The sequence below is a fragment of the Bacteroidota bacterium genome, from assembly GCA_039714315.1.
In the GTDB taxonomy this organism is placed as follows: domain Bacteria; phylum Bacteroidota; class Bacteroidia; order Flavobacteriales; family JADGDT01; genus JADGDT01.
The window spans coordinates 1-13,381 of record JBDLJM010000087.1; the positions used below are offsets into that span (position 1 = coordinate 1).

General features: G+C 34.8%; 11 protein-coding genes. 7 read left to right on the forward strand and 4 right to left on the reverse strand.

The features are described 5' to 3' along the window. The 3 genes from ABFR62_09335 to ABFR62_09345 form a co-directional block, all read right to left on the reverse strand. Positions 1-206 (reverse strand): hypothetical protein (locus tag ABFR62_09335; GenBank protein MEN8138625.1); only part of this gene is annotated, 206 nt, incomplete at its 3' end. Between the two features lie 153 nt (positions 207-359). Further along, positions 360-776, reverse strand: coding sequence for a PIN domain-containing protein (locus ABFR62_09340; GenBank protein MEN8138626.1), 417 nt, complete (start codon positions 774-776; stop codon positions 360-362). Beyond that, a complete protein-coding gene (locus ABFR62_09345; GenBank protein MEN8138627.1) occupies positions 773-1,018 on the reverse strand; it encodes a DUF6364 family protein in 246 nt (81 codons plus the stop codon). The genes ABFR62_09340 and ABFR62_09345 overlap by 4 nt, the downstream gene beginning before the upstream one ends. Before the next feature lie 343 nt (positions 1,019-1,361). Here ABFR62_09345 and ABFR62_09350 point away from each other — a divergent pair, with 343 nt between their 5' ends. The 6 genes from ABFR62_09350 (at position 1,362) to ABFR62_09375 (ending at position 10,161) form a co-directional block, all read left to right on the forward strand. Then, positions 1,362-1,847, forward strand: coding sequence for a hypothetical protein (locus ABFR62_09350; GenBank protein MEN8138628.1), 486 nt, complete (start codon positions 1,362-1,364; stop codon positions 1,845-1,847). Between the two features lie 71 nt (positions 1,848-1,918). Then, entirely contained in the window at positions 1,919-3,211 is a 1,293-nt protein-coding gene (locus ABFR62_09355) for an NCS2 family permease (protein MEN8138629.1), read from the forward strand. Positions 3,212-3,490: 279 nt separating this feature from the next. Next, entirely contained in the window at positions 3,491-4,039 is a 549-nt protein-coding gene (locus ABFR62_09360; protein ID MEN8138630.1) for a DUF1697 domain-containing protein, read from the forward strand. Between the two features lie 520 nt (positions 4,040-4,559). Next, positions 4,560-6,986 carry a phenylalanine--tRNA ligase subunit beta gene (gene pheT / locus ABFR62_09365; protein MEN8138631.1) on the forward strand — a complete coding sequence of 809 codons (2,427 nt, stop codon included), beginning with the start codon at positions 4,560-4,562 and terminating at the stop codon, positions 6,984-6,986. A 202-nt stretch (positions 6,987-7,188) separates the two neighbouring features. Then, the gene (dnaB, locus tag ABFR62_09370) at positions 7,189-8,706 is read left to right on the forward strand and encodes a replicative DNA helicase (GenBank protein ID MEN8138632.1); all 1,518 of its coding nucleotides are present in this window, start codon (positions 7,189-7,191) and stop codon (positions 8,704-8,706) included. A 195-nt stretch (positions 8,707-8,901) separates the two neighbouring features. Continuing rightward, complete coding sequence (locus ABFR62_09375) at positions 8,902-10,161, forward strand: asparagine synthetase B (protein ID MEN8138633.1); 1,260 nt, start codon at positions 8,902-8,904, stop codon at positions 10,159-10,161. 143 nt (positions 10,162-10,304) lie between these two features. On the opposite strand, the gene ABFR62_09380 is transcribed toward ABFR62_09375, so the two are convergent. Next, a complete protein-coding gene (locus ABFR62_09380) occupies positions 10,305-11,504 on the reverse strand; it encodes an AAA family ATPase (protein ID MEN8138634.1) in 1,200 nt (399 codons plus the stop codon). Positions 11,505-11,859: 355 nt separating this feature from the next. Between ABFR62_09380 and ABFR62_09385 the strand changes: the two genes are divergently transcribed. Beyond that, entirely contained in the window at positions 11,860-13,038 is a 1,179-nt protein-coding gene (locus ABFR62_09385) for a C1 family peptidase (protein MEN8138635.1), read from the forward strand. The last annotated feature ends 343 nt before the right edge of the window (positions 13,039-13,381 follow it).

Below are 13,381 nucleotides of genomic sequence, written 5' to 3' on the forward strand. Positions count from 1 at the left end.
ATCTCAATTTTCTCTTTTTCGGTTAGCTCTTTAAAGGTCCTATTTCCTGCTGATTTTTTAGACTCTTTCGTTTCTAACTCAATATCGTAGATACCTTTTATTTTCTTAAAAGGAATTCTAGGTTTTCTTGTAAAAACCGATGTTTTATTTCCGAATCCAATGTATCCTACACCAGGACTCATTCTACGTTTGTTTCCCTGCCTCATAAATTTGCCGATAGATAGAGTTTGCTATTGAGTTTTTTTTGGATTAAATTATTTTTTTAGTTTGAAATAGTTAGCTATTGGTTATCGTTTCTTTGCTGTTTCGCTAAGTTTTTTTTGATATGGCGTGTATGCGAACTTAGAAAGCTGAGCTAATTAGTCAATAGATGTTAAATATTGTTCAGCGGTCATTACAGGAATTTTTGAATTTTTAAAATCTTTTAAACTCCTTGTAATAATAATATCTTGATTATTCTCGAGAGCAGTATAGTACTGTATACCATCTTCAAAATCTTTAAACCCTTCATCATTTAATGCTAAGTCAACAACCTTATCGTCAAGTGACAATATTCGAACAAGAATTTTAAATTTTCTTAGAATATCTCTTGCACCATCTGCGGATTTCATTTTCGAGAGAATATAATTTGTATTCGCAAAAGTAAGAGAGCTGACTGTTAATTTTAATTTATGTTTATCTGCAAGAGAGAAAATTTTAGCAGCGCTGTCGTAAAACTCACCTCTTTTTGCTAAAAGATCAATAACAATAATTGTGTCAATTAGTAATTTACTCATTTGTATTTTTCTATTAAAAAGTCAGTATAGTCTTTTTTGTAGTCAAAGTTTTTGTCAAGTTTAATGACACCACTTAAACTCTCAACAAAAGGAGTAATTTCTATTTCTTTCGATCTATGTGATGTTAATGCAGACAAATAAGATTCAATAATTTTTGAGAGGCTTACTTTTTGAGATTTTGCATATTCTTTTGCCTTTTCAATTATTTCTTTGTCAACACTTAAAGTCAATTTTGTATCCATGTTAAAAATATTTACGTGTAAAAATAATAAATACACACGTATACTGCAAGTGCATACGTAGATAATTATAATTATTATACGGTTTTACTCCTGTGAGGTATTTAGTAAACAAACCTCAGTAATACTATTTAAACAATTAATGGTTTTAATCATAACTGTAAAAAAAATTAATTACAATACAAACTCTTTAACCCGCAATAACTATCATTATTAGAAATGATATTTATGTTTTCATTATTAGTATCTCAAAAAAAATACGCTTTTTATTTATACACAATTCTGATAATATTTACTTTAGCCGCCAATAAATCAGTAATTATTTTCTTTTACAAAACTATCTTTTATGACGAAATTTATTAGCGCAGCCTTACTTTTATTTGCTGTACTATTCAGCAGCTGTGGCAAACAAAGCGAAAGCACAGCTGTTATAACGGGATACTACCTCAGAGATGCATCAGGCAACGCAATGGGAATGGTAGAAGAACCAAATGTAAAACTCAACAACGGAATCAACGACCCCGAATACAAAATCAGCATAGGCTCCTACCCTAACCCTTTTAGACATATATGCAACATTTACACCAATAATCCATCGCCCGAAGTGCTTAAAAAAATCGTGGTAACAAAAGCCGAATTCAACAAAAGAGCATCTGTTAGCACTAACATGCCTGCCACTGCCGATGATATTGTTGGAGAAGTGTTAATTGAACAGGAATTTACAAACTCTTACTACAGTCTTGATTTTTCCGATCTTGAAACCGGCTATTACAGAGTGTACGTAGAAATAAACGGGGAACTGTTTTACGATAATCTTAAAAAAACAGACTAACCCTCCGACAAATTCACAAATCATAAATCCTTGCCCTGAGCGAAGTCGAAGGGATAAATCATATATCATAAATGCTAAACAGTTTCTTTGAAATAGAAAAACGCCAATCATCTTATAAAAAAGAAATTATTGGTGGGGCAACAACTTTCCTGACTATGGCTTACATAATATTTGTAAACCCGGGTATTTTAGGCGATGCCGGAATGGATAGAGGTGCGTTAATCACAGTAACTATTGCTGCATCTGTAATTGGTACATTATTAGCCGGTATTTGGGCCAGAGTTCCTTACGCTATGGCTCCCGGAATGGGATTAAACGCTTTTTTCACATATACTTTGGTTATTGGAAACGGTGTGAGCTGGGAAACAGCTTTAGGAGTTGTGTTTATTTCAGGGCTAATATTTCTTTTATTAACTATCACCGGAATCAGAACCAAAATAATCCATACAATACCCGTCTCTTTGCGTTTAGCAGTAGGAGCAGGTATTGGGTTATTTATATCCTTTATCGGGTTCAAAAACATGGGACTTGTTGTAGATAATCCTGATACTTTGGTTGGATTAGGAAAATTCACTCCTACCCTTTTAATTGGAATTACAGGTTTAATTATCACTGCTGTTCTTGAAGTGAGAAAAGTTAAAGGAGGAATTTTCTACGGTATAATTATTACAACTTTAATTGCATTGGCAGCTGGTCAGATTCAGGCTCCCGAATCATTTGTATCGCTCCCGCCTTCTATAGAACCATTATTATTTAAACTCGATATTATGTCGGCATTGAGTTATAGTTTGATCGGTGCGATATTCTCCTTTATGTTTGTTGACTTATTCGATTCTGTAGGAACAATTGTAGCCTGCTCTTACGAAGCCGGTTTTATTGACAAGGATGGAAAAGTTGAGCATGTTGACAAAATTCTTGAAGCCGATGCGGTTGCTTCTGTAACCGGAGCTTTATTAGGTACAAGTACAACTACTACATATATTGAGTCTGCCTCGGGTATAGCGAATGGTGCAAGAACAGGTTTTGCTTCTGTAGTAACTGCAGGATTATTTATACTTGCTTTATTCTTTGCTCCTCTTATTGGAATAGTGCCGGCTTACGCTACTGCTCCCGCATTAATTATTGTTGGAGTTTATATGTTTAAACACATCAGAGAGATTAACTTCGGCGATTTCACAGAAGCTATTCCGGCATTCTTTACAATTATATTAATGCCCCTGACTTTTAGTATATCAATAGGTCTGTCGTTCGGATTTATTTCATACGCATTGCTTAAACTTTCTGTTGGAAAAGCAAATGAAGTATCTTGGTTAATGTGGATTATTGCTGCCTTATCAATTTTAAACTTATACTTATCAGTATAATAGAAAAAAACTTACTATAAATTACAACTGGCTTCATCATATACTGATGAAGCCAGTTTTTTTTGAAACAAAAATGGCAAAACAATAATACCAAATGAATTTCAGAATGCTCTGTTAGATTTGAAATATAATTCTTTTTCACAAATTTAAAATTTCTTGCATAGCAGGGCTACGGAATAAATTTTAAATGAAGTGAAAATGGATTAGATGAAAAAGATATAGTGCATTTTGATCTTTATTTGGTATAATACCAAATTAGTACATTTAATAAAAAACAAAGTGATAAAAAGAATTGCAATATTGAGAGCTATAAATGTTGGTGGAAAAAGGAAAATTCTAATGGCTGATTTAAAAGTACTGTTTAAGGATTTGGAGTTCTGCGATATCAAAACTTATATTCAAAGTGGTAATGTTATTTTTAGTTCAATAAAAGAAATTACCGACAATGAGATTTCACAAAGAATTGAAAATGCTATTTCAGAAAAATACGAATTTGATGTTCCGGTGATTATAAGAAAAGTAAGTGAATTGGAACAAGTAATCTTAAGCAATTCATTTTATCAGGAAAAGGAGATTGATGTAAAAAAACTACACTTAACATTTCTAAAAGAAAAACCATCTTTAGAAAACCGGTTAAAAACAGAAGCCTATGATTATAGCCCCGATAAGTTTGTAATCAATGATAAAAATGTTTTCATCTTTTGTGATGGAAAATACCATCAGTCAAAACTGACTAATAATTTTTTTGAGAATAAGTTAAAAGTATCAGCTACAACAAGAAATTGGAAAACAGTCTTAAAACTTTTAGAATTAAGTAAAACCAATTGAATTTAAAAATGCACTATTTTACCTTGCAACTAGCAACTAGCAACTAGCAACTAGTAACTAGTAACTAGCAACTAGCAACTAGTAACTAGTTCCCAGACTCCTGTTGTTTCGGCAATGCTTCCTGTTAAGAGTTTCTGTGTCCTGTTACAGCTTGCCCACTTCCTGTAACAAAAAAACAGCTTCCTGTAAGTGGTTTTGCCTTTCCCCGCAAACTTTTTTTCAATCCGTGATTAACAGGAATGTACTACCTTCAAACAGGAAGCCTCACATTATTACTAATACGAATACATTTTACGAAAAAATCCATACGAGAAAGCCTTATCATGGGTCCAAAAAACCTACTCAATAAAATATTTCGCACCTTTCTGACAAAACCGTTTATAGGCAAGCTAAAAAACCCTTGTAAAGCTGTAGGTTTTATTCAAATTGTTTTACTTTTGTGGGCTGTAAAAATTTAGACATTAAATAGATATCAGAAATATTTTATTCGGATATCGATACAAATAAATTCATTATTCATATGAAGATTTCATATAACTGGTTGAAACAGTACCTGAACGTTAACTGGGAAGTAGAAAAAGCTGCCGAATTACTAACCGATTTAGGACTTGAGGTTGAAGGAGTAGAAGAAATTGAATCGATCAAAGGTGGCCTTAAAGGTATTGTAGTTGGTGAGGTTCTTACTTGTGAGAAACACCCGAATGCCGACAAGCTCAGTGTTACTACTGTTGATTTAGGTGATGGCGAAGCGGTACAGATAGTATGTGGTGCGCCAAACGTAGCTGCCGGACAAAAAGTTCCTGTTGCAACTGTTGGAACAACTTTATATGATGGTGACGAAGGATTTAAAATCAAAAAAGGTAAGATCCGCGGCGAGGTTTCGCTGGGTATGATTTGTGCCGAAGATGAACTGGGACTTGGAAGCAGTCACGACGGAATAATGGTTTTGGATTCAAATTTAATATCAGGAACCAAAGCAGCCGAAGTTTTCAATATCGAAAGTGATTTTATGATAGAGATCGGACTTACTCCTAACCGTGCCGATGCAATGAGCCACTTCGGTGTTGCACGTGATTTGTGGGCCGGATTGAGGCGATATGATGCTGATTTCGACCTTAAACTTCCTTCTGTCGAAGAATTCAAAATTCACAACAACGATTTACCTATCGAAGTTGAAGTAGAAAATACAGAAAGAGCACCTCGCTATGCAGGTGTATCTCTTACAAATATTACAGTTAAGGATTCGCCGGAGTGGATGCAAAACCACTTAAAAGCAATTGGCTTAACTCCGGTTAATAATGTTGTGGATGTTACAAACTATGTTCTTCACGAACTTGGACAACCACTACACGCTTTTGATGCTGCAAAAATTACAGGAAACAAAGTTGTTGTAAAAACAGTTGAAAAAGGAACTAAATTCATTACTCTTGACGAAGTTGAAAGAGAACTTCACGAAGAAGATTTAATGATTTGCGATACTGAAAAGCCGATGTGTATCGGTGGTGTTTTCGGTGGTAATGAATCAGGAGTTTCAGAAAGTACAACTTCAATCTTCCTCGAAAGTGCTTATTTCAACCCTGTTTCGGTTCGTAAAACATCGAAACGCCATGCTTTGAGTACCGATGCTTCTTTCCGTTTCGAAAGAGGAATCGATCCTAACATCACAATCTTTGCTTTAAAAAGAGCCTGTCTTCTTCTGGAAGAGGTTGCAGGAGCAAAGGTTTCTTCAGAAATTTTCGATAAATATCCTGAGAAGATTGAAGACTTCAAAGTTTCAATAAACTTCGACAGAGTTGACAGCTTAATCGGGAAGAAGATCGAAAAAGAAATGATTAAGTCTATTCTGACAGACTTGGAAATGACTATCGAGAATGAAAACGAAGAAGGTCTTGATTTAATTGTTCCGGCATACAGAAACGATGTAACCCGCGAAGCAGATATTATCGAAGACATCTTAAGAGTTTACGGATACAACAATGTTGATTTCGGAACAAAACTTAATTCTTCAATTTCGTTCACCGAAGGATTTAATGTTGAGAGAACAACTGAGGTTATTTCAAATCAGCTTTCGTCGATGGGCTTCAACGAAATGATGGCCAACTCACTTACTACAGCAAAGTATGCCGAAAGTGTTGAAACACTGAATAACGACCACAATGTTGTTATCCTGAATCCGCTTTCATCAGACCTTGAAGTTATGCGTCAGTCTTTATTATTCGGCGGACTGGAATCAATTTCTCATAACATAAACAGAAAAAGAAATAGTCTTAAGTTATTCGAATTCGGAAAAACTTATCACAAATTCGAGTCGGGATATAACGAGAAAAAACACCTGGCAATATTCACAACAGGAAACCAAAGTGAAGAATCCTGGAACGGTACATCAAAACCAACCGATTTCTTCTATTTAAAATCTGTTGTTACAAATATTCTGGAAAAATTCGGAATTACTGAATTAAAACAAAAACCATCTTCTTCTGATATATTCCAGGAGGGAGTTTCACTATTAAAAGGAAAAGTTAAACTGGCCGAAGTTGGTGTTGTAAAAAAATCACTACTTAAAGAAAACGATATAAAGCAGAATGTTTTCTTCGCCGATATCGACTGGGAAAATTTAATTTCATTAGGATCTAAAACCGATGTTAAATTCCGTGAGCTTCCTAAATTCCCTGAAGTGAGAAGAGATTTGGCATTGTTACTTGACTCTGAAGTTAAATTTGCCGACATATACAATGCATCCTTACAAAGTGAAAGAAAACTTCTGAAAGATGTTAACCTGTTTGATGTTTACGAAGGTGATAAACTTCCTGAAGGTAAAAAATCATATGCCGTAAGCTTTATTCTTCAGGATAGCGACAAAACATTAGTCGACAAAGTTGTAGATAAAATAATGGCTAAACTTCTTAAAACATTCGAAAAACAATTCGGTGCCGAATTGAGAAGTTAAGATCAGAAACATAATTTAATAACCTTCATGCCGATACCTGAGTTTATTATTAAAAACTTAGCACTCAGCATGAAGGTTATTTTTTCGCCTAATCATTTACAACATACTTATTAACAAAAACAACATAGTTATCAATACATTGTGAATAACTTATATCTCACTTTGATATATAATTATTCCAGTCTATTTATATTTTTGTCTCATGGAAAATACTCAACATCAACAGCGTAGTGTCAGAGTTAGTGATGCTAATGTAGTTAATCTGGCTAAAGGAAAAATACAACCTCAGGCCTTGGATCTCGAAGAAGCAGTTCTTGGAGCAATGATGATTGATAAAAAAGGTTTGGATGAAGTTATTGACATACTTAGTCCTGAAATTTTTTATAAACCTGCCCACCAGGAAATTTTCAGAGCCATATTAAGTCTTTTCGAAAACACTCAGCCTATCGATATTTTAACAGTATCGAATGAGTTAAAAACTAAAGGCAAGCTCGAAGAGGCAGGTGGTGATTATTACCTTGTACAACTATCGCAAAAAGTTTCTTCGTCTGCGCACATTGAATTCCATGCCAGAATTATTATTCAAAAAAATATTCAACGTGAACTTATCAGGGTTTCCGGAGAAATAATAAAAGATTCCTACGATGAGACTATTGATGTATTAGACCTGATAGACGGAGCTGAAAACAAGCTTTTCGAAATTACAAACGGTAACTTTAATAAAGGAGCCGAAACTGCTCAAAGCCTTGTTCGTCAGGCCGTAGAGAAAATTCAGGAAATGGGACAGAAAGAAGGTCTTTCGGGAGTTCCTTCAGGCTTTGCCAAAGTAGATAAAGTAACTAACGGATGGCACCCTGCCGATCTTGTTATTATAGCTGCCCGTCCGGGTATGGGAAAAACTGCCTTTGTACTTTCCATGGCTAAAAATATAGGTATCAGATACGATTTACCGGTTGCTATATTTTCGTTGGAGATGTCGAATGTACAGCTAATTACTCGTCTTATTTCCAGTGAAACTGGCCTTTCGTCCGAAAAATTAAAAAAAGGAAACTTAGAACAACACGAGTGGCAACAATTAAACACTAAGGTGAAAACCTTAGAAAATGCCCCGATATTTATTGATGATACACCGGCTCTTTCAATTTTCGACCTTAGAGCGAAAGCAAGACGATTAAAATCTCAGTTCGATATACAAATAATTATTATCGATTACCTTCAGTTGATGACTGCAGGTGGTAGTGGTGGAAACAGGGAACAGGAAATTTCAATGATTTCGAGGAACCTTAAAGCCATTGCAAAGGAATTGAACATCCCTGTAATTGCACTTTCACAGTTATCGCGTGCGGTTGAAACAAGGGGAGGAAACAAACGTCCGTTATTGTCCGATTTACGTGAATCAGGAGCTATTGAGCAGGATGCCGATATTGTTTCGTTCATATACCGTCCCGAGTATTACGATATTGCTGAATGGGAAGATGGTACTCCAACAGAAGGTCAGGGAGAGTTGATCATCGCTAAACACCGTAACGGATCGCTGGAAGATGTAAGATTGAAGTTTATCGGATCACAGATTACCTTTACCGATTTGGAAGAAAGCTTTGGCGGAGGTGAATTTGAATCGAGTATGAATCAGAATATCCTACCCGAAACTCCTGATAATGCATTTGGAGCAGATCCTGGTGAAGAATTCAATCCATTTGATAATAGTGCTCCGTTTTAGATCTACTAACAGACAAGAATATTGATATTTCAAATATCAATGTTATCCTAAATATAAAGAAGTGCATAGTTAATTTTAACTGTGCACTTCTTGGTTTTTAAGGTCTATTTATTATTTATACTATAAACATCAAAAAAAGGAAACAAATCACATTAATTATTTTTAGATAAATACTCAATACCTTACTTTTATTAAATGAGAGTATTTAAAATAATAAGTATCTTATTTCTCCTGTCGCTTAAACCTGCAATAGCAGGATTCATCATAATCCCCATGGATGAAACCCAGAGAAACCATCTAAAAGCTTACGGCCTTACTTATTGGGCTATCGATAATAATATTGAATCGTGGTGGTTGCTAAATTACAAAGGGGGCGCATTTTTATTAAAGGAAAACGAAAATGTAATTACAGAATGTTCTGTACGAGGGGTCTCCTTCTCTGAATTAAATGACTCTGAAGCCGAAAGCCTGATAAAAACAATTAAGAGTCCATCGCAAAATATGGATGCACTGGAACTCCAAAAAGCGCCAAAGATCGCTGTATATTCGCCAAAAAACAACATGCCCTGGGACGATGCGGTTACAATGGCCCTGACTTATGCGGAGATTCCCTATGATATTATCTACGACGAAGAAGTATTAAGCGACGTGCTCGCAATCTATGACTGGTTACACCTGCATCATGAGGACTTTACAGGACAATACGGAAAATTCTATTCCGCATATAAAAATGCCCCATGGTATGTAAACAGAAAGTCAGAATCGGAACAAAGAGCACACAAACTCGGTTTCGACAAGGTTTCAATAGAAAAATTGGCTGTTGCAAAGAAAATCAGGGAATTTGTTATCGGAGGAGGCTTTATGTTTGCCATGTGTTCGGCTACCGAAACCTTTGACATAGCACTGTCGGCTGAAGGACAGGATATCTGCGAACCAATGTTCGACGGAGATGACAGCAGCCCGGGATACCAAAACAAGATAGACTTCGAAAAGGGCTTTGCCTTCGAAAACTATTCTTTGATCACAAATCCAAGAGAATACGAATTCTCGAGTATTGACACTTCCAACAAAAGAAAAATATCAAAAGAACAGGATTATTTCATGCTTTTCGAATTCTCAGCTAAGTGGGATCCTGTACCAACAATTCTCACTCAAAATCACGAAAAAGTTATTAAAGGATTTATGGGACAGACTACAGCATTTGATAAAGAGTATATAAAATCGAATGTTCTGGTAATGGGTGAAAACAGAAGTATTAATGAAGCCCGATATATACACGGCAACCTGGGAAAAGGCATGTGGACATATTACGGCGGTCACGATCCGGAAGATTATCAACACAAAATTGGCGACCCTAAGACCGAACTAAAAAATCATCCAAACTCACCGGGATACAGACTAATTTTAAACAATATTCTATTTCCCTCCGTTAAGAAGAAACCACAGAAAACTTAAAAAAACGAGAGAATGAGAGAATGAGAGAATGAGAGAGTGAGAGAGTGAGAGAATGAGAGAGTGAGAGAGTGAGAGAGTGAGAGAGTGAGAGAGTGAGATAATAAATGTATCCAAAAGCATTTCCTCAATAAGTCATTAGATCATTAATACATAAACCCAAACAACCACAAGGGAATAACATTTCCGTAGCCCACTTCTATATCGTCCTTGACCAAAAAGGAGTTTTTAATACCCTTTATTTGTGATTTATCTTTATTCCTGCCTCCAACTTCAAAAGTATACTTATCGTCAACAACAAAATCGGCCTTCGGAGCAACAGTAAGCCGATGCCTGATCCCTACCTGATTTGCAAAGAATGTTTCTCTCATGGCACCAACATCTATCTTATTGCCATTACCAACATAAGCGTACATTAAATTAGAGTTTCTCACAAAAATCTTATCAGGCTTAGTCAATACACCAATCCCACGTGACTCTTTATGTAAGGAAATAAGTAATTCGGCCTCTTTCAGATACCTGATAGCATTTATCAAAGTAGGTCTTGATACTCCCAGTCTCTCACTTATCTTGGTGATATTTGGTGTGAAAGGAAGACTGGTAGAAACCATATACTGAAACTTCTTTAATTTCGGAATAAGAGAATAATCAAAACCCTTGATCCCAATCAGATCTACTTCAACAATCAGGTGAATTGTATGGATTATCTTTTCCCAGTATGAGCCAAGTCCCTCCTTAAAATAAGGGTAACACCCATATTTATTGTAATTATCGAACTCATAAATAGGTTTTATTTTACCCAAAATCTCCTCTGCTATACTCTGATGATTCTTAAGTATCTGCTTCAAAGAATAAGAAGGTAATTTTACACCTGATTTTAACTCTATATACTCGCGTAATGACAACTCCTCCAATCTATAACTAACAGCCCTTCTGCTTAAATCTGCCTCGGACTTATATATATCAAGAATAGATGAAGCCGTAATAACTATATTTAGATCAGGAAAACTGTCATATACAAATTTAACCTCACGCGACCAGTTTTTGTATTTATGTACTTCATCCAAAAATAAATACCTGCCTCCACTATTATGAAAATCTTCTGCTAAATCAACAATAGTATGATTATAAAAATATGGGTTCTCCAAAGACACATATAAGACTTTATGATCTTTATCCAAATCTCTTTTTATGTGCTGATATATTAGTGTTGTTTTCCCAACTCCACGGGCTCCGGTGATAGATATTAACCTGTTACTCCAGTCTATTTCATCCAATAGATATCTCATGAACTTCATCGAAGTTCGTGATAATCTCCTGTGCGAATCTTTGTATAAAGCTTCCATATTGTTATTCTGATATAACAAATATACAATTTTTTGTTTGGTATATTTAACATTAACAATAATTTTTGTTAATTATATATAACAATAAATAAATTATTTTGTTAATTCAATTTAACATTAATAAATATTTTTGTTAAGTATATTTAACATTAAATATAAATATTGCTATTTTAATTTTACATTATATAAATATTTTGTTAGTTCCATTTAACATTTAGTGCTATTTAGAAATAAACGGCTAATCCACAATTTATTTTAAAACTCCCAACACGGACCTAAACTTTTATTTATAGTAAACACGGCATAATTAACCATCTAAAATCATTATTATTGCCCTTTAAAAATTATCAATCATATGAAGAAAACAATAAGCTCACTTTTAGCCCTGGCCTTCTCCTTATCTATTTATGCCCAGAGCAAGGCACCGGCTGAAAACATAACTGCCAGAGGCACTACACCCGGATATACATTCGAAACAATTGCTGATTTAGATGCTACAGAAGTAAAAAGTCAGGGAAGAACAGGAACATGCTGGAGCTTTTCCACATCTTCATTTATAGAATCTGAAATATTGAGAATAAGCGGAAAATCGGTTGATTTATCCGAAATGTACAATGCGAGAATGGTTTATCCCGAAAAAGCAAAAAACTATGTCGGTCGTCAGGGCAAGGCTCAGTTTAGCGAAGGAAGCTTAAATCACGACGTGATGAAAGTGATAAAGGAACACGGCTTAATTACCGAAGAAGCATATCAGGGAAAAATTGTAAATAAAAACAGATACGATCACTCTGAGCTTGCATCAGTTTTAGAGGGATATGTAAATGCTGTCACTAAAAATGAAAGCGGCTCGTTATCTTCTATATGGCTAAAAGGCTTTGAAGCTGTTTTAGATACTTACCTCGGTGAGATACCTGAATCGTTTAAATTTGAGGGTAAAGAATATACTCCTGCTTCGTTTAGGGATGCTTTGAAAATTAACCCTGACGACTATCTTCAGTTTACATCATTTAAATCCTATCCTTACAACTCACAGGTAGTACTTAACATTCCCGACAACTGGGCAAATGGCTCTTATTACAATTTAGAATTAAAAGAATATCAGAACCTGATTGAACACGCACTAAAAGAAGGATATTCTGTTGCCATTGATGCAGATGTTTCAGAAAAAACATTCTCTTCTAAACAAGGTATGGCTATTGTTCCTGCAATGGATTTAAATGAAATGGATAAAGAAGAAAAAGAAATTTTATTTAAAGTTCCGGTCACTGAGAAAATAATTACCCCTGAATTCCGCCAACAGGAATTTAATAATTTCAACACAACCGACGACCACTTAATGCACATTACCGGACTGTTAAAAGATCAAAACGGCACTTTGTATTTCAGAGTTAAAAATTCATGGGGAACAGAAGGACAGGGACACAACGGGAATGTATATTTTTCGGAATCCTATCTGCAGCTAAAATCTATATCCGTAATGATGCATAAAGATGCAGTACCTTCTAAATTGAAGAAAAAACTGGGGATAAAATAAAAACTTTCAACAGTTCTCGAAATATTAAATATATAAAAACTTGGATTTGTTTAAAATCCAGGTTTTTTTTTATCCTTCCTTCATAATTTCTAATTATTTAATAATTAACTACCTTTGATTAACATCGATAAGATATTCTCATAAAAACATCGATATGAAATCCCCATCTCGGCTAAGCCGAGACCAAACTGGATGAATATAATGGGGATACCTTATTACCAAAACATAAAATTATATACATATGAAATAAGTATAAAAGCTAAAAAGTTTATACCAACCGTGGATAAATTTACTTTTATACGATTCCATATGACCAAAACATAAAATTATATACATATGAAAT

Coding starts and splice junctions, on each gene's coding strand:
- ABFR62_09340 (MEN8138626.1), bottom strand. CDS start 776: ATGAGTAAATTACTAATTGACACAATTATTGTTATTGATCTTTTAGCA.
- ABFR62_09345 (MEN8138627.1), bottom strand. CDS start 1,018: ATGGATACAAAATTGACTTTAAGTGTTGACAAAGAAATAATTGAAAAG.
- ABFR62_09350 (MEN8138628.1), top strand. CDS start 1,362: ATGACGAAATTTATTAGCGCAGCCTTACTTTTATTTGCTGTACTATTC.
- ABFR62_09355 (MEN8138629.1), top strand. CDS start 1,919: ATGCTAAACAGTTTCTTTGAAATAGAAAAACGCCAATCATCTTATAAA.
- pheT (MEN8138631.1), top strand. CDS start 4,560: ATGAAGATTTCATATAACTGGTTGAAACAGTACCTGAACGTTAACTGG.
- dnaB (MEN8138632.1), top strand. CDS start 7,189: ATGGAAAATACTCAACATCAACAGCGTAGTGTCAGAGTTAGTGATGCT.
- ABFR62_09375 (MEN8138633.1), top strand. CDS start 8,902: ATGAGAGTATTTAAAATAATAAGTATCTTATTTCTCCTGTCGCTTAAA.
- ABFR62_09380 (MEN8138634.1), bottom strand. CDS start 11,504: ATGGAAGCTTTATACAAAGATTCGCACAGGAGATTATCACGAACTTCG.
- ABFR62_09385 (MEN8138635.1), top strand. CDS start 11,860: ATGAAGAAAACAATAAGCTCACTTTTAGCCCTGGCCTTCTCCTTATCT.